At 57.3% G+C, this 18,082-nt stretch carries 14 protein-coding genes and 1 pseudogene; 7 read left to right on the top strand and 8 right to left on the bottom strand.

Translation table 11 applies throughout. The annotated features are described in order from the left end of the window. Window positions 1-17 precede the first annotated feature (17 nt). Window positions 18-530: an outer membrane protein OmpX gene (gene ompX / locus IB144_RS17975; protein WP_002895845.1), complete on the top strand. Its 513-nt coding sequence runs from the start codon at window positions 18-20 to the stop codon at window positions 528-530. 90 nt (window positions 531-620) lie between these two features. Here ompX and IB144_RS17970 read toward each other — a convergent pair whose 3' ends face one another. Next, window positions 621-2,201 carry a phosphoethanolamine transferase gene (locus IB144_RS17970; protein ID WP_002895847.1) on the bottom strand — a complete coding sequence of 527 codons (1,581 nt, stop codon included), beginning with the start codon at window positions 2,199-2,201 and terminating at the stop codon, window positions 621-623. 268 nt (window positions 2,202-2,469) lie between these two features. Further along, window positions 2,470-2,595 (bottom strand): manganase accumulation protein MntS, encoded by a 126-nt coding sequence (gene mntS / locus IB144_RS17965; protein ID WP_002895851.1) that lies wholly within the window; start codon window positions 2,593-2,595, stop codon window positions 2,470-2,472. 185 nt (window positions 2,596-2,780) lie between these two features. Here mntS and mntR point away from each other — a divergent pair, with 185 nt between their 5' ends. The 4 genes from mntR (at window position 2,781) to IB144_RS17945 (ending at window position 6,694) form a co-directional block, all read left to right on the top strand. Next, entirely contained in the window at window positions 2,781-3,254 is a 474-nt protein-coding gene (mntR, locus tag IB144_RS17960; RefSeq protein ID WP_004183487.1) for a manganese-binding transcriptional regulator MntR, read from the top strand. Beyond that, window positions 3,251-4,363 carry an anion transporter gene (locus IB144_RS17955; RefSeq protein WP_002895863.1) on the top strand — a complete coding sequence of 371 codons (1,113 nt, stop codon included), beginning with the start codon at window positions 3,251-3,253 and terminating at the stop codon, window positions 4,361-4,363. Before mntR ends, IB144_RS17955 begins: the two co-directional genes overlap by 4 nt. Before the next feature lie 169 nt (window positions 4,364-4,532). After that, on the top strand, window positions 4,533-5,909 hold the full coding sequence (locus tag IB144_RS17950) for a glycoside hydrolase family 1 protein (RefSeq protein WP_004176762.1): 1,377 nt from the start codon (window positions 4,533-4,535) through the stop codon (window positions 5,907-5,909). A 68-nt stretch (window positions 5,910-5,977) separates the two neighbouring features. After that, on the top strand, window positions 5,978-6,694 hold the full coding sequence (locus tag IB144_RS17945) for a GntR family transcriptional regulator (protein WP_004151705.1): 717 nt from the start codon (window positions 5,978-5,980) through the stop codon (window positions 6,692-6,694). Window positions 6,695-6,840: 146 nt separating this feature from the next. Here IB144_RS17945 and ldtB read toward each other — a convergent pair whose 3' ends face one another. Both ldtB and IB144_RS17935 read right to left on the bottom strand, forming a co-directional pair. After that, window positions 6,841-7,755, bottom strand: a complete 915-nt coding sequence (gene ldtB, locus IB144_RS17940; protein WP_002895871.1) for a L,D-transpeptidase — start codon at window positions 7,753-7,755, stop codon at window positions 6,841-6,843. Window positions 7,756-7,955: 200 nt separating this feature from the next. After that, a pseudogene (locus IB144_RS17935) lies at window positions 7,956-8,871 on the bottom strand (tyrosine-protein phosphatase). A gap of 48 nt (window positions 8,872-8,919) precedes the next feature. Here IB144_RS17935 and IB144_RS17930 point away from each other — a divergent pair. Then, the gene (locus tag IB144_RS17930) at window positions 8,920-10,512 is read left to right on the top strand and encodes an ABC-F family ATPase (protein ID WP_002895876.1); all 1,593 of its coding nucleotides are present in this window, start codon (window positions 8,920-8,922) and stop codon (window positions 10,510-10,512) included. 133 nt (window positions 10,513-10,645) lie between these two features. Here IB144_RS17930 and IB144_RS17925 read toward each other — a convergent pair whose 3' ends face one another. Together IB144_RS17925 and IB144_RS17920 are read right to left on the bottom strand one after the other, a co-directional pair. Then, window positions 10,646-13,009 carry a glycoside hydrolase family 31 protein gene (locus tag IB144_RS17925; protein WP_032419156.1) on the bottom strand — a complete coding sequence of 788 codons (2,364 nt, stop codon included), beginning with the start codon at window positions 13,007-13,009 and terminating at the stop codon, window positions 10,646-10,648. A gap of 15 nt (window positions 13,010-13,024) precedes the next feature. After that, window positions 13,025-14,326 carry an MFS transporter gene (locus IB144_RS17920; protein ID WP_149358934.1) on the bottom strand — a complete coding sequence of 434 codons (1,302 nt, stop codon included), beginning with the start codon at window positions 14,324-14,326 and terminating at the stop codon, window positions 13,025-13,027. Window positions 14,327-14,567: 241 nt separating this feature from the next. Between IB144_RS17920 and IB144_RS17915 the strand changes: the two genes are divergently transcribed. Continuing rightward, the gene (locus tag IB144_RS17915; RefSeq protein WP_020802532.1) at window positions 14,568-15,698 is read left to right on the top strand and encodes a LacI family DNA-binding transcriptional regulator; all 1,131 of its coding nucleotides are present in this window, start codon (window positions 14,568-14,570) and stop codon (window positions 15,696-15,698) included. Here IB144_RS17915 and IB144_RS17910 read toward each other — a convergent pair. Then, on the bottom strand, window positions 15,695-16,960 hold the full coding sequence (locus IB144_RS17910; RefSeq protein WP_004176744.1) for a DUF1479 domain-containing protein: 1,266 nt from the start codon (window positions 16,958-16,960) through the stop codon (window positions 15,695-15,697). The genes IB144_RS17915 and IB144_RS17910 overlap by 4 nt on opposite strands. A 139-nt stretch (window positions 16,961-17,099) precedes the next feature. After that, on the bottom strand, window positions 17,100-17,915 hold the full coding sequence (locus tag IB144_RS17905; RefSeq protein ID WP_040216698.1) for a Cof-type HAD-IIB family hydrolase: 816 nt from the start codon (window positions 17,913-17,915) through the stop codon (window positions 17,100-17,102). Window positions 17,916-18,082 lie beyond the last annotated feature (167 nt).

The following is an 18,082-nucleotide window of genomic DNA, read 5'->3' as shown; positions in this document are numbered from 1 at the left end:
ACACATTTGAGGTGGTTATGAATAAAATTGCACGTCTTTCAGCACTGGCCGTTGTTCTGGCTGCATCCGTAGGTACCACTGCATTTGCTGCAACTTCTACCGTAACCGGCGGTTACGCGCAGAGCGACATGCAGGGTAAAGCGAACAAAGCTGGCGGTTTCAACCTGAAATACCGTTACGAGCAAGATAACAACCCGCTGGGCGTTATCGGTTCCTTCACCTACACCGAGAAGGATAACAACAGCAACGGTACTTACAACAAAGGTCAGTACTACGGCATCACCGCTGGTCCGGCTTACCGTCTGAACGACTGGGCAAGCATCTACGGCGTAGTGGGTGTTGGTTACGGTAAATTCCAGAACAACAACTACCCTCATAAATCCGATATGAGCGACTACGGTTTCTCCTACGGTGCTGGTCTGCAGTTCAACCCGATCGAAAACGTTGCTCTGGACTTCTCCTACGAGCAGTCTCGTATTCGTAACGTTGACGTCGGCACCTGGATTGCTGGCGTGGGTTACCGCTTCTAATCACTCCGGTGATATGAAAAATCCGCCTCTCGGGGCGGATTTTTTTTGCCTGCTGACGGCCGGCCCGGGCGACTGGCCGGGCCGGCGCGATTAATTGACTGTGAACTCATCGGTACCGAGGTGAGCGTAGTCCACCTTCTGCAGCTGGAAGTTGGTGATGTACACCGGACCGGCCTTTTGCTCAGAGATAAACCGATAGCGTGGGGTGATTTCCGCCGCCTGGATCCCGGTCCACTGGGAGAAGAAACTGAGGAAATCATTCGCCGAACGCTGCGCCTTAATCACTTTATGCGCTTTGTCATCGCTGGATAGCACCATAAACGGCACCTGGAAGTTCTGCTGGAACTTATCGTCATGCGCCAGATACTGCACCTCTTTGCCCCGCTCCTTGAACGCCAGACCATGATCGGAAAAATAGGTCAGGGAAAAAGTGTCACCGGAATTTTGCAACTGATGATAAAGCTTAGCCAGCAGCGAATCGGTCTGCGTCATGCTGTAGAGGTAGCATGAGGTCTCTTTCGACTGAACGAAAACCGTGTATTTGCCCTTGGTCCGATCGCAGGCCTGTGGGTGAGAGCCCATCAGGTGCAGGACAATCAGCTGCGGCTGGGTACGCTGGGTTGAGAGCACCTGCTCGGTCAGCTTCAGCAACTGCTCGTCCTGGGTGTTTTTATTGGCTTCGAAATCGCCGTTTTTCAGGAACTGTACTTCATCCGCCCGTTTGGCGATGCTGGCGATAGCGGTGTCGTACTCGCCAATTTGCCCCTGGTTGGAGAACCACCAGGTCTGGAAACCGGCGCGGTTGGCGAGGGTGACAAAGTTATCCTGATACTGTGGTTTGCCATCGACCACCCGGTTAAGCGTCAGGCCGAGCGATTTCTGCGTTGAGCCGCTGGCGGCGATGTAGTTGTTAAACAGATAACCGTTTACCGAGCTGGCAAACGGCGTGTTGTCCCAATGGCCACCGAAAGCGCCGAGGGCATCGCGGCGCGCGCTTTCACCGATCACCACCACATAGAGATGGTATTTTGGCTTTACCGCCAACACGTGCCAGCTGTCTTTCATGCCAGCCAGCTGCGCCATCCGGGCCTGTTCGTCCAGCACCTCGTTGTTATTCACCACCACGTCTTTGACAAAACGAAAGGCCGGATAACCGGTGTCAATCACCTTGAATACACCGCCCCAGGCAAGGTTTTGCACCGGCTGGAGAAAGAAGATCCCGATGCTGAACAACAGGCCCAGCGTATCCATTTTTCCCCAGCGTGATGGCTCAACGATCCTACGGCGAACCGCAATGACCCCGAGAGCGAAGATGAAGACCGCCAGCAGATAGTTGTACCACGGGAAGATGGTCAGGATTTCCGTAGACTCTTCCACGTTGGTGGCGTGCAGCGCCAGCAGAGTGTTGAAGTTGGGGGCACCGTAGGCCTGGCCAAAGGGATAGTACAGAGCCGCCAGCAGGGAATAGGCGCCGACCACCGCTTTCTGGACGCGCGGAAAGGCGCGCCACAGCAGATGTAACACACAGGTAAATGCCACGGTATAAAGCAGGCTAAATTCATAGCCCAGCGCCAGGTTAATTAACAGCGACTGTAAAAAGTAGAATCCCGTCCATGGGTTCAGTGCCAGTCGGCGGGCGACCAGCGTATCTTTCAGGGTGGTGACATTCATAGTAAACAATCAAAAAGAGGCCATGCGCATCCCCTGGCGTCAAGGGGTAAAACCTGCTGGACAGTGCGTGAAGAGGGTCTCTGCGAGCCGCGAATGTGGCAGGGCTGTGCAAAGATAGGGCTTGTAAATGGTAAGGTCAACCAGACATAACAGATTGTTTTGCGAGGGCGCTTACAAAACTTGAAAAAAGGTCAGGGAAACGGGGGGAACCGGTCATTTTACCGGCAGAAAATGACAGAAAAATGAAGCGGCGTACCGCGACGCCGCCTTAGGAATTGGGTTTACCCTGCTGCGGTTTACCGTTGATCATCTCGCACAGCATACCGATCAGCATTAATCGTACTTTAAAGGGTGAATGGCTAAACACGTTTATGCACCTCTTGAATTCATTCATCTGCTCTCCTCCTGCCAGTTCGCTCCGTCATTCCCTGATGGATGTTTGCATTATATACAGATATAGCACAGGCTATATTTTATAGCTATGGCTAAAACGTTAATTTTTTGTGCTCTTGGCGCAATCCATTACAATGTGGATCTTTTTATACGATGCTTGACGCGTCACACGAATGAGGAAGCACAATGAACCGTCGCGCAGGTAAGCCAATAACAAAAAAAGTGACGCAGTTAGTGAATGTTGAAGAGCACGTGGAAGGGTTTCGCCAGGTGCGGGAAGCGCATCGCCGCGAGCTGATCGATGACTATGTGGAGCTGATCTCCGATCTGATCAACGAAGTGGGCGAGGCGCGCCAGGTGGATATGGCCGCGCGTCTTGGCGTTTCGCAACCTACGGTCGCTAAAATGCTTAAACGCCTGGCCAGCGTCGGTCTTATTGAACAGATCCCCTGGCGCGGGATCTTCTTAACCCCGGAAGGTGAGAAGCTAGCCCAGGAGAGCCGCGAGCGCCATCAAATCGTGGAGAACTTCCTGCTGGCGATCGGCGTCAGCGCGGAGATTGCCCGACGTGATGCGGAAGGGATGGAGCATCACGTGAGCGAAGAGACGCTGGCGATGTTCCTGAAATTTACCCAAACACAGGGATCTCAGGAAGCATGACTCTTCCCTTCGTCCAGTCGCTGCTGCGCGATCGTTTTCTCCATTTGCTGCTGATTATCGCCTGCGTGCTCAGCGCCATCGTGCCGTTTGTCCCGGCAAGCTGGCCGGCGGCCATTGACTGGCATACCATCGTCACGCTTAGCGGCCTGATGTTGTTGACTAAGGGGATCGAACTGAGCGGCTATTTTGACGTGCTGGGCCGAAAAATGGCCCGCCGCTTTGTGACTGAGCGCCAGCTGGCCATCTTTATGGTGCTGGCGGCGGCGCTGTTGTCTACCTTTCTTACCAACGACGTTGCGCTGTTTATTGTGGTGCCGTTGACGCTGACGCTAAAAAAATGGTGCGCCATCCCGGTGAACCGGCTGATTATTTTCGAAGCGTTGGCGGTGAACGCCGGTTCGCTGCTGACGCCGATCGGCAACCCGCAGAATATTTTGCTGTGGGGACGATCCGGCCTCTCTTTCTTCGGGTTTATCGGTCAGATGCTGCCTCTGGCAGCGGCGATGATGCTGACCCTGCTGGCGCTGTGCTGGTTCTGTTTTCCGGCGAAGCGGCTCAGTTACCAGAGCAGCGACAGGGCGCCGTCATGGCAACCCAAGCTCGTCTGGAGCTGTCTGGGACTGTATGTGGTGTTTCTGACGGCGCTGGAGATGAATCAGGCCCTGTGGGGGCTGGCGCTGGTGCTGCTGGGCTTCCTGGTGCTGGCCCGGGCGGTGATCGTCCATGTCGACTGGTCGCTGTTGCTGGTGTTTATGGTGATGTTTATTGACGTCCATCTGCTGACCCAGCTTCCGGCGCTGCACCAGGTGCTGAGCGGGGTGGGGACCCTCTCCGGCGGTGGACTGTGGCTGACCGCTATTGGCCTGTCGCAGGTGATCAGTAATGTGCCCTCGACTATTCTGTTGCTCAACTATGTCCCGCCGTCAATACTGCTCGCCTGGGCGGTTAACGTGGGCGGCTTTGGCCTGCTGCCGGGCTCGCTGGCCAATATTATCGCCCTGCGTATGGCCAGCGATCGGCGCATCTGGTGGCGCTTCCATCTCTACTCCATTCCAATGCTGCTATGGGCGGCACTCAGCGGCTACTGGCTCTTCAAACTCAGCGCCTGATCTCAACAGAATCGCGCCATCATTCACTTCGATCGCCAGGATCGCCTTTCGGGGCGATCTTTTTTTGTCCGGCTCACAGAAACCGATCCCGGCCTTTGCTTACCTTTTCACTTTCCGGTATATGACTAGTCATTACGTTTAAATGACTAGTCATATACCGAGGCGCAGCATGAAGAACAGACTACCGGCAGATTTTTTATGGGGAAACTCCGTCTCCAGCATGCAGACGGAGGGGGCGTGGAACGAGGGTGGCAAGGGGATGTCGGTGTATGATATCCGTCAACCGGCGGAGTTCGCCTCCGACTGGAAGGTGGCGACCGACTCTTATCATCGTTATCGGGAAGATTTCGATTTGATGCAGGATCTGGGCATGAACTGCTACCGTTTTCAGATCGCCTGGAGCCGGGTGTGCCCTGACGGAGATGGCGAATTCAATGAACAGGGGATCGCCTTCTACCATCAATTTATAGATGAACTGATCGCCCGCGGCATTGAGCCGATGATCTGCCTGTACCACTTCGATATGCCGCTGTCGCTGGCGGAGCGCTACAACGGTTTTACCGACCGCCGGGTGATGGACGCTTTTATCCGCTACGGCCAGAAGATGATCGCCTGCTATGGCGACAAGGTGAAATACTGGCTCACCTTTAATGAGCAGAATCTGTACCATTCGCCGGAAGCGTTTCTGATTTCCGGCTATCTGCAGGGGGAGAAGACCCTGCGCGAACTGTATCTGATCCAGCATCATGTGATGATGGCGCACGTCCATCTGACTCACTATCTGCACCAGACGAAGCCGCAGTGTCTGATGGGCGGAATGCTGGCTCACGCTCTGGTCTATCCGGCTACCTGCAAACCACGCGATATCCTCTGCGCCCAGCAGCTGGATGAGTTCTTAAACCAGAACCTGCTGCGCGCCTACGCGGGTGAGGGTTATAGTCCGGAGGTGATGCATTTTGTCGCCGCGGAAGGGTTCGATGATATCTATCGTCCGGAGGATCTCGCCCTGATGGCGACGGTGAAGGTCGATTATCTGGCGTTCAGCTATTACGCCAGCCGCACATTGAACAGCGACGCGATCCCGCCGGGAACGGCGGTCAACAACTATATGCTGTTTGGCAACCAGGATAACCCGTTCCTGAAAGCGACGGAATGGAACTGGCAGATTGATCCGCTGGGCTTCCGGACGATCATCACTCGTTACTATAACGACTGGCGCCTGCCGGTGTTCCCGATTGAAAACGGCATCGGGGTGATTGAGTCCTGGGACGGCGAACATCCCATTGCCGACGATTACCGCATCGCTTACCATCGCGACCATATCAACGCCATGAAAGCGGCCATCTTTGAGGATGGGGCGCAGGTGATCGGCTATCTCGGCTGGGGATTAATCGATATCCTGAGCTCACAGGGCGATATGCGTAAGCGCTACGGCGTGGTGTACGTCAATCGCGAAAACCATGACCTCAAGGACCTGCGGCGGGTGCCGAAGAAGAGCTATGCATGGCTGAAGCAGGTGTTCCGCAGCAACGGCGAAGCGATGTAACGCTGCCCTGGCGGTCAGATGGTGTATCCAGCCTGCCAGCCACTCACTGAATGGATAAGGACCGGGAAATGACGGCGAAGTATCTGCAAATCGCGCGGGAAATAAAAAAACGCATCATCAGCCAGCAGTATCCTGCCAGCGCGCCGCTACCCGACCAGTTTGCGCTGGCGGCGGAGTTCAGCACCAGCCGGATGACCATCCAGCAGGCGATGCGCCAGTTAATCGTCGAAGGGCTGATCTATACCCGAAAAGGGCAGGGCACCTTTGTGCGGAAAAATTTCCTTCAGCTGTCGCAGTGGGAGCTGCCCGGCAGCGACTATTTCGGCGCCACCAAAACCTGGGAGCATCTTGGCGAGGTGCAAAGCGAAGTGGTGCGCTTTGCGGTGCGCTTTCCCAGCGACAAGGAGCAAAGTTCGCTGCTTATCGACGCCGATGCCCCGGTGTATGACTTTGTTCGCCTGCGGCTGCTCAACGGCGAGCCGGTATCGCTGGATCTGACGGTCATGCCGGTGGGGCTGGTGCCGGGGTTAACCAAAAGCCATCTGGAAGGTTCCGTGTTTCGCTATGTGCAGGAGACGCTGGGGCTGAAGCTGATGGGATCTTACCGCGTGGTGCGGGCGATGAAGCCCGGGGAACTGGATAAACAGCATCTTCACTGCGAACCGACCGATCCGGTGCTGGAGGTGGAGCAGGTTATCTATCTGGAGGATGGCACGCCGCTGGAGTACGCCCACTGCCATTATCGCTACGATCACGGCGGGATTATTCTGGTGAATAACGGCTAGGCCGGGGCTCCTGCTGGCGGCTGCGCATAGCGGGGTTACGGCGTGGTAGGGTTTGGTAGCCCGGGCGAGCGTTAGCCGCCTCGAGGGAAAATGCCGATAAAAAAACGGCGGGCATCAGGCCCGCCGTTTTTCTTGTCATGCACAACTTAGTTCAGACGCACCGGCATACCGGAGCGGTTCTGGATAGCCTGCTCAACCACGTTCTGATCGACATCAGACTGGCTGGTAACTGCCTGTACCGGCTGAGTCAGGGTGATCGGCACGATCTCGCCGCCCTGGAACTGCGCTTCGGTGGTCGACAGCGGGTTGTGCACCTCGATGTAACGGCTGCCGTCCGGCTCGGTGGTCGCTTTTACCGGCTCATCGATAAACTGTACGCGGGTGCCGACCGGCACGTTCTCAAACAGGAATTTGATGTCATCGTTACGCAGACGCACGCAGCCGTGGCTCACGCGCAGGCCGATACCGAAGTTAGCGTTGGTGCCGTGGATGGCGTACAGACGGCCGATATACAGCGCGTACAGCCCCATCGGGTTATCCGGACCGGCCGGTACGACGGCGGGCAGCGGGTTGCCGGCGGCGGCGTATTCAGCATGCATTTTGGCGGTCGGTGTCCAGGTCGGGCCGGCCTTCTTGCGTTCGACTTTGGTGGTCCAGTTGATCGGCGTATCTTTACCTAACTGGCCGATGCCGATCGGCAGAACGATCACGGTATTGGTGCCTTTCGGGTAGTAGTACAGACGCATTTCCGCGCTGTTGATAATGATCCCTTCATGCACGGTATCCGGCAGAATCAGCTGCTGAGGGATGTTCAGGACGCTACCGCCCTTCGGCAGGTAAGTATCCACCCCCGGGTTGGCTTCCAGCATGTTGGAAAGCCCCATCTGATATTTCGCCGCGAAGTATTCCAGCGGCTGTTTGTTATCATCCGGAATGGTAATGACCTGATTCTGACCAACCAAACGGCTGCCATCGGTTGGCAAAGGATAGGTGACAGCAGACGCTGTATTGCAAAAGCCTACGATGGCGAAGGCTGCCGCTAAGAGTGTAGATAATTTCATAGTCTTTAATGTCGTGTGCGAAATCAACGCCACACAGGCCTTTGTTAATGATTGAGACAGTAGATGGGAGCGCATTATATGTGCATTCCGCTGAACAGGTAAATCAGATGTGTACGAAATCACATTTTTTTCCCTGTCGCCTCGGCTGCCGCGGTCCGGCAGGCGGCCGAAGCATCGCTCGCCGCGCGGGTAACGGGCGGTTACTCTTCCAGCAGCCGGGCCTGCAGCGCGGCGCGAACCGGCGCGGTAAGCTGGTACTCTGCCGCCAGCCAGGCGTCGACGGTGCCATAGCGCTGGTGAATAGCCGACAGCGCGGCGGCGAGATAGGACTCTTTTACCGTCAGAATATCCGCCAGGCTTTGGCGCCCTTGGGCAGTGAGGTCGTTGCCGAGCAGCTCCAACATCCAGGCCTCCACCTGCGTCAGCATGCCGTGGGTAAGGAGATACTCCTCCATCACCGTTTCGCTGTCGCAGCCGACGGCGAACAGCGTTAACGCGCAGCCGACGCCGGTGCGATCTTTGCCGACCGCGCAGTGTTGCAGTAAAGCGCCTTCAAAAGGCGTGGTCAGCCACGCGGCGAGCTGGCGATAGGCCGGGTTGTTAAACGGCAGCTGGCGGTAGAGTTGCAGCATAAACTGCTCGCCGTTCAGCGCGTTAAGGGTGGCGGCATTCAGCTCGGTGACCTTCGCATTAACCTCGCTCACCGGCGGATTGGCCGGCGCGTTAAGATAATGGGTAAGCGGGCTAAGCTTGTCCGGAGTACGGGCTACCTCTCCGGGGTCGCGATAGTCGAGCACCCGGCTGAGCGGCAAAGTATCGAGGTGGTTGAGATCCTCCGCCGTTAACCGGTTTAGCGCGCCGGATCGCAATAGCTTGCCGCTGCGGACGCGGCGTCCGTCGGCGGCAAGCTGGCCGCCCAGGTCGCGAAAATTGATGCCGCCCTGCAGGGATAAAAAAGCCGGGTGTCGCGATAGGCTGCTGGTCATGGGACTCCTTATAAATACGTACAGAATAACCGTTTGAGCGCGGGTTTCCGGCTCATCTGACAAAGACCTTAGCACAAGCGCCGCGGTGGAATTTACCGCAGGCCGTGAAAAGTGTGTCATTTGCTGGCATAATGTCTGCTGTATCACACCCCTCATACTCTTTTTTCAGGATATCCCCGTGCTAGTATCCAGCAACGTTACCATGCAGTTTGGCAGTAAGCCGCTGTTCGAAAATATCTCCGTTAAATTTGGCGGCGGCAACCGTTATGGTCTGATCGGCGCCAACGGCAGCGGTAAATCGACCTTTATGAAGATCCTCGGCGGCGATCTCGAACCGACGCTGGGCAACGTTTCACTCGACCCGAACGAGCGCATCGGTAAGCTGCGTCAGGATCAGTTCGCCTTTGAAGCGTTCACCGTGCTGGATACGGTCATCATGGGCCACGGCGAGCTGTGGGAAGTGAAGCAGGAGCGCGATCGCATCTACGCCCTCGCTGAGATGAGCGAAGAAGATGGCTACAAAGTGGCCGACCTGGAAGTCAAATATGGCGAAATGGACGGCTACTCGGCGGAAGCGCGCGCCGGCGAACTGCTGCTCGGCGTCGGCATTCCGGTTGAACAGCATTATGGCCCGATGAGCGAAGTCGCGCCGGGCTGGAAGCTGCGCGTCCTGCTGGCGCAGGCGCTGTTTTCCAATCCGGATATCCTGCTGCTCGATGAACCGACCAACAACCTGGACATCGACACCATTCGCTGGCTGGAGCAGACGCTGAACGATCGCGACAGCACCATGATTATCATTTCGCACGACCGTCACTTCCTGAACATGGTCTGCACCCACATGGCGGATCTCGACTACGGCGAGCTGCGCGTGTATCCGGGCAACTACGACGAATACATGACCGCGGCCACCCAGGCGCGTGAGCGTCTGCTGGCGGACAACGCCAAGAAAAAAGCGCAGATTGCGGACCTGCAGTCGTTCGTTAGCCGCTTCAGCGCCAACGCCTCTAAATCGCGTCAGGCCACCTCGCGCGCGCGCCAGATTGACAAAATCAAGCTGGAAGAGGTTAAAGCCTCCAGCCGTCAGAACCCATTTATCCGCTTCGAGCAGGATAAGAAACTGTTCCGTAACGCGCTGGAAGTGGAAGCCCTTACCAAAGGCTTTGATGAAGGTCCGCTGTTCAAAAACGTCAACCTGCTGCTGGAAGTGGGCGAAAAGATCGCCATTCTGGGCGCCAACGGCGTGGGTAAATCCACCATGCTGAAAACCCTGGTAGGCGAACTGCAGCCGGACAACGGCAGCGTGAAATGGTCTGAAAACGCGCAAATCGGCTACTACGCGCAGGACCATGAGTACGAGTTCGAAAACGACCTGACGGTCTTCGAATGGATGAGCCAGTGGAAGCAGGAAGGCGACGACGAACAGGCAGTACGCAGCATCCTCGGCCGTCTGCTGTTTAGCCAGGACGATATCAAAAAGCCGGCGAAGGTACTTTCCGGTGGCGAGAAAGGGCGCATGCTGTTCGGTAAGCTGATGATGCAGAAGCCAAACATCCTGGTGATGGACGAACCGACCAACCACCTGGATATGGAGTCGATTGAATCGCTGAACATGGCGCTGGAGATGTATCAGGGCACCCTGATCTTTGTCTCCCACGACCGTGAGTTTGTCAGCTCGCTGGCGACCCGCGTCCTGGAGATCACTCCGGACCGCGTGATCGACTTCAGCGGCAACTACGAAGACTACCTGCGCAGCAAAGGTATCGAGTAATCCCTGTCCGTTACCCGGGTAGCGGCTACGCCTTACCCGGGCTACCAAACCGCATAGTGCTGTAGCCCCGGTAAGCGATAGCGCCACCGGGGATTTCTAGACCACCAATACCGGCATTTCAGCCGGCCTATGGTCAGAACCTCCACTCCGTTCCTTCAACGCCATTCACCAGCAGCTTACGCTTTTCTCCTACCGGTAATGACAGCTTCAGCGCTTTCCACGCCGGGCGATAGTTGCCGCGGGCGTTGATATCCAGGTTTATGCTGCTGGCGCTGCAGGTCATTTCCCACTCCAGCCATAGCGCATCCCCCTGTTTATAGCCCCAGCTTTCGCCGTCGTCTTCAAACAGCAGACCGCGGGTTGAGCCGGTACCTTTCAGCGGGAACAGCTGCAGTTCGCGACGATCGTCTTTTTGCGCATCGACATGGCTGATACGTTCACTAAGCGGCAGACCGGCGCCGGCGCGGACCAACAGCGGCAGTTTTTCCAGCGGCGCGTCCAGCGTCACCCACTGGCCGCCGGCGAACCACTGATGGCTGTAGAAATCGTACCAACCGGCCTGATTATCTGGCAGCCATACTTCACGCTGGCGGGCGCCCGGCTCGACCACGCTGGCCACCAGCAGGTCGCGGCCCAGCAGGAAGTCATCGCATTCGGCGAAGGTCTGCGCATCGTGCTGGTGATCGAGGAAGGTCGGGCGGAGCATCGGCTCATCATCAGCATGCGCCTGCCATAGCAGAGTGTACAGATAGGGCAGCAGGCGGTAGCGCAGCTCAATGGCTGAGCGGATCGCCGGAGTGATGGCCGGATACATCCATGCTTCGTTTACCGTCTGGTCGTCATTCCACGAGTGAATGGTAAAGCGCGGATGCATGACGCCATTTTGTACCCAGCGCACAAACAGTTCCGGCTCGGGTTTATCGCCGGAGAAACCGCCGACGTCGTGGCCGACGTTAAACAGCCCGGAAAGGCTCATCCCCAGGCCCATGCGGATGTTATAGCGCAGCGTATCCCAGTTGGTGCGGTTGTCGCCGCTCCAGGTCTGGACGTAGCGCTGCATCCCGGCGCAGCCGGAGCGGGAGATCAGATATGGGCGCTTTTGCGGCGCAAAGCGCTGCTGGGCTTCCAGCGAGGCGCGCATCATCAACAGCGGCATCACCGGGCGAATATGTTTGATGGCGATTTCGCGGCCAAAGCCGTAGCAGCGGGCTTCGCCGTCCCATACTTCGTATTCGTTATTATCGTTCCAGGTCGAATCGATGCCCATCTCCAGTAGCTGGGTGGTCACGCCTTCCTGCCACCAGGCCACGGTTTGCGGATTGGTGAAATCGAGATGCGACCCTTCATCATCCCAGAAGCTGGAACGCTCCGGAGCGTCAGTTTGCGAATCGCGAATGAAGAGACCGCGCTCCGCCACCTCGCCGTAGCGCGGGTGATCCTGCAGCAGGCACGGTTTGATATTGGCGGCCAGCTTCAGCCCGGCATCGTGAAACGACTGGCTCATCACTTTGGGCTGCGGCACCTTGTCGTAGTTCCAGTTAAAGACGTAGCGCTTGCCGTTGATTGAGGTATAGCCGGAAGAGAGCTGGAACGAATCGCAGGGGATCGCGTGCTGCTCGCACAGGCGGATAAAGTTCATCAGCTGATTTTGCGCATCCGGCGCGTCGGTATAGTGCATGGTGGAGCCGCTGTAGCCGAGGCTCCATTTGGGTCCAAACAGCGTTTTACCGGTCAGGCGAACGAAGGCTTTGGTCACATCCAGCACCTGCTTACCGGTAAACAGGTAATAATCGATGTCGCCGGCTTCCGCCTGCCAGCGGCGATAGGCGGTGTGGTAGTTGTCGATCTCGTTCCCCAGATCCAGCCAGCAGCTGCTCAGGTTGTCATAGAACAGGCCGTAGCTGATATCGCTGCGCTGGGTGATGGTGAACGGAATATGTTTATACAGCGGGTCAGTGCTGACGGCGTTGTAGCCCATGGCATCGAGGTTACGCATCTCATAGCGTTTACCGGTGCGCTGCAGGTCGCCGGCCTTTTCGCCCAGGCCGTAAAAACGCTCGTCTTTGCGGCGGCTCAGATAATGGGCGACGCCGTCGCCGTGGGCATTCGCCAGGTAGGCGCTGGTCGGACGGTCATTGGCAAGCGGCTGCCATTCGCCGGCCTCGTCGCGATAGCTCCACTCCAGCCACAGCGGCTGGTAAACGGTGACGCGCAGCTGGCGGGTGGCGATAGTCAGCGTATCGCCCTCCTGGGCCAGCTGCCAGGCCGGGAGACTAAAACCGCTGAGGTCATCCCGGGCGCGGCCTTCCCACGGCACATCCTGCTGCGGAGCGATGCTCCAGGTGCGATCCAGCGCCAGCTGGCCCTGGCGTTTTAGCAGGACGCGGAACAAATTCTCTTCCAGTACGTACAGGCACAGGGTGTGCTGGCCATCGACCGTCAGTTCAACGTGATGCTCCAGCTGTTGATGCAAACTCCAGTGTTTCAGCGTCTTCATATCTTACATCCACTCTCAGGCGCGCTTGGCGCGACGTTCAGCAATAAATGCCACCAGGAAAACGGCGCCAATCAGGTCAAAGAAACCCATGGCGATGAATAGCGGGTTGAAGCCGATTTTGTCGGCGGTCACCCCGATTAATAACGAGAACAAGAAGCTGGCGATCCACGCTGCGGAGCCGCGCATACCGTTGACCGTCGCCATTTGTCCCTTGTCGAAAGACTCCACCACCAGCGCGCTGAGCATGCAGGAGATGATCTGATGGCCGAAGCCGCCAATGGAGATCAGGATGATGGTGATATAGGGATCGCGGGTGATGGCGACGAGGGCCAGGGAGAGCATCAGGAACGCGCCGGTTACCGAGCTGGCGATCACCGAGTTCACTCGCGTACAGCCGAACCAGCGAACATACAGGCGGGTGAGGTAGCCGCTGACCACGCTGCCGAGATCGGCGGCGAGAAACGGCAGCCAGGCGAACATGGCGATCTGCTTCAAATCTATGCCGTGCTCTTTCGCCAGGTACAGCGGCACCCAGAAACTCAGCACCGCCCAGGCGGGCTCGGCCATAAAGGCGGGAATGGCGATCCCGTAGAAACGTTTATTTTTCGAGACGGTTTTGAGCGCGGTAAAGAAGGGCTGTTTTACCGGCGGGGCTTCGTTATCCTGTTTGATGTACTCCAGCTCGCTTTTGCTGAGATTGGGGTGCTTTTCCGGGGTCTGATAGAAGGCCCACCATAGTACTACCCACAGTAGCGCCAGCGCGCCGGTAAACATAAACGCCCCTTGCCAGCCGAAGGAGGCGTGGGCGAAGTAGATGATCGGCGGGGCCAGCATCGCGCCGATGGAGAACCCAACGCCAGCCCAGCCGGCGGCAATCGGGCGTTCAGATTTCGGAAACCATTCGCCGATGGTTTTGGCGTTGGCCGGAGTAGCGGCCGCCTCGGCCCCCCCCATAAAGAAGCGCAACATAGCCAGGTGCAGCCAGCTACCGGCCCCGGCGTGGGCGATACAGGCCAGCGCCCACAGGGTGGCGCAGATCATAAAGCCAAGCTTCAGGCCGATGACGTCGATAAGCCAGCCGCACAGCGGCTGGAAAATCGTGTAAGCCAGCTGAAACGCGCCGACGATCCACGAGTATTGTTCGGTAGTAATGCCGAGGGTCGCTTTCAGTTCCGGCGCGATAATTCCCAGCGAGTTGCGTGTGATGTAGTTGACGGTAACGCCAAGTAAAAACAGGACCAGCACCCACCAGCGCAGGTTTTTCACTACCCGGCGCGTTTTGCTGACGGCGATATCATTGTTGAGGCCTTGACTCATAGCACACTCCACAAGACGTTTGTAGGGGAAAGTGACGGTCTCACTCCCTGAGTGGTCACGTAGATTTATTAACTATTTGAATAGTCTATTTTTAATCTCAACATCATTGGTATAACTAGTATGGGAGATATTGGACCAATTCAGGCTAGGGCAGAAAAATCGTCTGGCAAAGCGCTATTTATGCAAGTTTTTTCATGAAATGAGCGAGATCGCATATTTGACAGCGGAATTTGCTTGTAACGTGTGCTTTGGCGATTATGAAAATTCTTTCATTTTTCAATCGGAGCTGGATCACAAAATGGATAAAAAGCTGCGCGTCGCCGAAATTGCCGCCCGCACCGGGCTATCGCCCAGCACCGTTTCACGCGTCCTGGCCGGGAAAGCGAATACCAGCGACAAGGCGCGCCGGGCGGTGCTGGAGTGCGCCCGCGAGCTGGGTGTCATGCAGGGGTTGGCCGCCGGGCGTCTGCTGCTCAATCATCTGCTGGTGTTTGCCCCGCAGCGCGCATTCGATGAGCGATCGGATATCTTCTACTACCGGGTGATCCAGAGTATCAATAACGCGCTGGCGGCGCATGAAGTGCGCCTGCGCTACTGCGCGCTGGATGAGAACGACAGCGACGCCAACCTGTTTCTTGCCCGCATGAATGAACCTGAGACCCAGGCCGCGGTGCTGCTGGGGATCGACGATCCGCATATTCATGGCCTGGCGGCGGATCTGGGCAAACCCTGCGTATTGATCAACTGTCGGGATGAAGGGATGCGGCTGCCGTCCATCGCTCCCGATCATCGGCTGATCGGCCAGTGCGCGGCCCGCTATCTGTTTGATATGGGGCATCGGGCGGTGATGAACGTGATGTGCCTGCGCCGCTATACCATGGAGCTGCGGCTGGGGGGGATTCAGGAGGCGTGGCGCGCGCGTAATCTGCGCTTTACCGCCAGCCGGGATCTTATCAGCGTCGCCAACTTTAGCGCCAGAGAGACGGAAGAGCAGGTGGGCGCCTGGCTTGACGGCTTACAGGGCAGGCCGTTGCCCACCGCCTTCCTGGTGGGCGGCGATTTTATGGCCGCCGGCACCGTCAGCGCATTGCAAAAGCGTGGCCTGCGGGTGCCGCAGGATGTCTCGGTGATGAGCATTGACGGATTTAATCTGGCGGCGATTCAGGAGGTGCCGCTGACCGCGGTGCATGTGCCGCGGGATGAGCTGGGCAGCGAGGCGGTGCATCTCCTGCAGCAGCGCCTGCTGCGCCCGGAGGCGCCGCACGGCTCGCTACTGCTGCATGGCACGCTGGTGGTACGCGATTCGGTACGGCGGATCCGGCCGGGCAAAGGCCATACCGCCGTCGAGCCGCAGGGGCTGTATGACGATTAGACCGGCATACCCAGCGCCCGTTTGCCGTGGATATTCAGATCCTCCAGGGTGAAGCGCCCCTGCCAGCTGGCTTCATAGTCCTCGCGCGGGAAATCCCCCGGCGAGGCGCCTTTTTCCAGGGCGATTTTTACTTTCTGCGCGTAGGCGAGGTTCTTCTCGCACATCGGCGCGGCCGGAATGTACATCACATTTCCCCAGCCCTGCTGATTTTCCACCGGCGCCACCGAGTGAATGATGTCGCAGTGCCACCAGACGGAGTCCCCGGCATTCAGCGCTGGAATCGAGCTTAACGCTTTAATTAAGAGCGGGTGCCACTGCTCAGAGATCGGCAGCACTCTGCCCGGCGCAACGCCGCACAGCTCATCTTCCGGCACATCGTCGAGCAGGGGGCGCAGTAGCACATAAGCCATCGCCTCCGGGATCGGCACCACGTGCAGCAGCCCCTGACCCGGGATCATGTCCGACAGCGCGGTCCAGCCCTGGAAGGTGCGGAACACCGAGCATTTGGTGGTGTTGTCGACGGTATACTCTTCCACTTCGGTACGGTGCGCGGCGTCCCACGGGTCGTAGGCGTCGATATTGCCATTAAAAACGTTGGCGAAAACCTGCTGATAGGCGGGAAGCAGCCAGCGCTCCAGCGCGCCGGAATCGGTATGCGCCCCCAGCCCCTTCGAAGTGGTTCCCGGCGGGCGGCGGCGGATGCGGTCGGGATAGATCACGCTGACGTCCGGATCGAACCAGCGTTTGCCATTCTGTTCAAAACGCCACAGGCGGTTGAGGAAAGATTGCACCGCCGCCATTTCATCGCTCTGCCGCGCCTGCATTTGCGAGGGCGACCAGTAGATCGGGTAGATCTCCGGGCGCGAAGCCTCCAGCGAACCGAAGAAGCTGTCGCCAGGCCCTTTGTAAACATCGTCGAAATGGTTGCGATCCAGATATTCCAGCATCGCGGTATCCCACGCCAGCGCCTGTTCGCGTGGGAAGTGGCCTTTAATCACCGCGCAGCCCCGTCGCTTAATGGCCGCGCGCTGCTCATCGCTCACTGTTCCTTCGGCGATATCGCGGAACGGAACGGTTGGCCAGACCTCCTGGCCTGCGGCTTTCAGTGTCTCAATCTCCTGCAGCCGCTCGCTGATGCGCGCTGAGAGCTTATCGAACACCGCCTGGACGTCGCCAATTTGCGCCCGCAGGGCCTGTTTCATCTGGCGAATCGCCGCTTTGTGATCGGCGGGAAGGGTTTCGTGGGTCGGGAGAGCAGCCATAATAACCTCGCTGTATCTTTCATTCGAAAGTATTAAATCTTACAAACGTTAATTTAAGTTAAAATGGAGTTAATGCAAGTTTAAAATCTTGCTGCGGCGCACAAAATGGAAAACCGGGGCGCGATGCCCCGGCGAAGGGTCAGGCGTTGAAGGGCGGGGTGTTATCGAGGACGGCCTGGATAACGTTCAGCGCGCCGTCATGGTTATTATCGTCGGTAGCGTAGCCGGCGATGGCCTTGATGCTGTCGGCAGCGTTACCCATGGCGAAAGCGTATTTCACCAGCTTCAGCATTTCGGCGTCATTGCCGCTGTCGCCGATGGCGACGCATTGCTGCGGCGAAAGATCCCAACGCTTGAGCAAACGGCTGATGCCGTTGGCTTTATGCAGGCCAGGGATAATCAAATCGACAAAGCCAAAGCCGCTGGTGACCGGCTTCATGATGCCGTCGAGCGACACGTGCAGTTTATCAATCAGCTGTGGGATCTCGCTGTCCGGCAGGTTGAGAGAGAATTTAAACAGCGTATCGTCGATGGCGTGATAGTCGCTCACCCGCTGTAGGCGATGGTAGTGCTTCGACATTAGCTCAACAAAGGCGTCCGGAGCTTTATCGCTGACGTAGGCGCTCTGCAGGCCGCAGGCGACAAAGTTGAGCTGCGGATCTTTGAGCAATTCGCCAATCACCACTTGTGATTCGTGGCGGGTCAGTTCGCCGTGGAACAGCTGCTTGCCATGTTCATAAACCAGAGCGCCGTTTTCTGCGACGAATGAAATCTGCTCGCGAATTTCCGGGAAAAATGAGATCAGCTGAAAGTACTGATTGCCGCTGGCGACAACGAATTCAATACCTTGCTGCCTGAGCTGCGCAAACTGGGCGAGGAAACGCGGGCGGTCGTACTGCTTGGCGTCATTGAGAAAAGTTCCGTCCATATCGGTGACGATAACTTTAACGGTCATAAGAGAGTGCTCCTGGCTTAACTTCGACCAGTAACATTCTAATTACAATGTGATGAGGAGCACAAATTTATTTCGAATGAAAGTTCACGCATTCAGAAAATGCCGGAAGGGCATGTCTTTTCCGGCCTGCAGAACAGGGTTGGCCCGCTAAGCATAGCGCCAGCGGG

The sequence above is a fragment of the Klebsiella sp. K4 genome (genome assembly GCF_014596785.2).
Classification (GTDB): Bacteria; Pseudomonadota; Gammaproteobacteria; order Enterobacterales; family Enterobacteriaceae; genus Klebsiella; species Klebsiella pneumoniae.
This window is presented reverse-complemented; position numbering and strand designations above follow the sequence as displayed.

What these genes read in the sequence shown, in the direction of transcription:
- mntS (WP_002895851.1), bottom strand. Translation starts at nt 2,595, where the DNA reads ATGAATGAATTCAAGAGGTGCATAAACGTGTTTAGCCATTCACCCTTT.
- mntR (WP_004183487.1), top strand. Translation starts at nt 2,781, where the DNA reads ATGAACCGTCGCGCAGGTAAGCCAATAACAAAAAAAGTGACGCAGTTA.
- IB144_RS17910 (WP_004176744.1), bottom strand. Translation starts at nt 16,960, where the DNA reads ATGGCTGCTCTCCCGACCCACGAAACCCTTCCCGCCGATCACAAAGCG.
- IB144_RS17955 (WP_002895863.1), top strand. Translation starts at nt 3,251, where the DNA reads ATGACTCTTCCCTTCGTCCAGTCGCTGCTGCGCGATCGTTTTCTCCAT.
- IB144_RS17905 (WP_040216698.1), bottom strand. Translation starts at nt 17,915, where the DNA reads ATGACCGTTAAAGTTATCGTCACCGATATGGACGGAACTTTTCTCAAT.
- IB144_RS17920 (WP_149358934.1), bottom strand. Translation starts at nt 14,326, where the DNA reads ATGAGTCAAGGCCTCAACAATGATATCGCCGTCAGCAAAACGCGCCGG.
- IB144_RS17945 (WP_004151705.1), top strand. Translation starts at nt 5,978, where the DNA reads ATGACGGCGAAGTATCTGCAAATCGCGCGGGAAATAAAAAAACGCATC.
- IB144_RS17925 (WP_032419156.1), bottom strand. Translation starts at nt 13,009, where the DNA reads ATGAAGACGCTGAAACACTGGAGTTTGCATCAACAGCTGGAGCATCAC.
- ompX (WP_002895845.1), top strand. Translation starts at nt 18, where the DNA reads ATGAATAAAATTGCACGTCTTTCAGCACTGGCCGTTGTTCTGGCTGCA.
- ldtB (WP_002895871.1), bottom strand. Translation starts at nt 7,755, where the DNA reads ATGAAATTATCTACACTCTTAGCGGCAGCCTTCGCCATCGTAGGCTTT.
- IB144_RS17970 (WP_002895847.1), bottom strand. Translation starts at nt 2,201, where the DNA reads ATGAATGTCACCACCCTGAAAGATACGCTGGTCGCCCGCCGACTGGCA.
- IB144_RS17950 (WP_004176762.1), top strand. Translation starts at nt 4,533, where the DNA reads ATGAAGAACAGACTACCGGCAGATTTTTTATGGGGAAACTCCGTCTCC.